Here is a 1,285-nt window from a genome sequence, read left to right on the forward strand (position 1 = left end):
GCACCGCCACCCTGAACGGCAGCGGCCAGGCCACCTTCAGCACCGCCGCCCTGGCTGTCGCCAACCACCAGATCACCGCGGTCTACGGCGGTGACTCGAACTCGGCCGCGTCCACCTCCACCGCGCTGACGCAGACGGTGACCCAGCAGACCACCACGACCGCGCTGTCCGCCGTCCCGGATCCGTCCTCGTCGGGGCAGAACGTGGTGTTCACCGCGACGGTGGCCGGACCGTCCGGCTCCACTGTCGTGCCGACCGGGCAGGTGACGTTCAAGGACGGCACCACCACCTTGGGCACCGCCACCCTGAACGGCAGCGGCCAGGCCACCTTCAGCACCGCCGCCCTGGCTGTCGCCAACCACCAGATCACCGCGGTCTACGGCGGTGACACCAACTCGGCGGCCTCCACCTCCAACCCGCTGACGCAGACCGTCACCACGCAGACCACCACCACGATGGCCTCCTCCTCCCCGGACCCGTCCTCGTTCGGGCAGCAGGTGACGTTCACCGCCACCGTCGCCCCCACCACTGACGGCACCCCCACCGGACAGGTGACGTTCATGGACGGCACCACCGTGCTGGGTACCGCCACCCTGAACTCCTCCGGTCAGGCGACGTTCGCCACCAGCGCCCTGGCGGTCGGCAGCCACTCCATCACCGCCATCTACGGCGGTGACACCAACTCGGCGGCCTCCACCTCCAACCCCCTGACACAGACGGTAAATACGCAGGGCACGGGCACGGCGGTGGTGTCATCCTCGACGAACAACACCTCCTCGTTCGGGCAGCCGGTCACGTTCACCGCCACCGTCGCCCCCACCAGCGACGGCACACCGACTGGGCAGGTGACGTTCAAGGACGGCACCACCACCCTGGGCACCGCCACCCTGAACGGCAGCGGCCAGGCCACGTTCGCCACCAGCGCCCTGGCGGTCGGCAGCCACTCCATCACCGCGGTCTACGGCGGTGACGCGACCTCGGCGGCCTCCACCTCCAACCCGCTGACGCAGACCGTCACCACGCAGACCACCACCACGGTGGCTTCCTCTTCCCCGAACCCATCCTCGCTCGGGCAGCCGGTCACCTTCACCGCCACCGTCGCCCCCACCACTGACGGCACACCGACTGGGACGGTGACGTTCAAGGACGGCTCCACCACCTTGGGCACCGCCACCCTGAACGGCTCCGGTCAGGCGACGTTCGCCACCGCCGCCCTGTCGGTCGGCACCCACCAGATCACCGCCATCTACGGCGGTGACGCGACCTCGGCGCCGTCCACCTCCAG

The 1,285-nt window shown here is 70.0% G+C and carries 1 protein-coding gene; it reads left to right on the forward strand.

The features are described from left to right. Positions 1-1,285: Ig-like domain-containing protein (locus ABH937_RS38195; protein WP_370220860.1), on the forward strand; the 1,285-nt coding region annotated here is incomplete at both ends.

It is taken from the genome of Kitasatospora sp. GAS1066B (assembly GCF_041262605.1).
In the GTDB taxonomy this organism is placed as follows: domain Bacteria; phylum Actinomycetota; class Actinomycetes; order Streptomycetales; family Streptomycetaceae; genus Kitasatospora.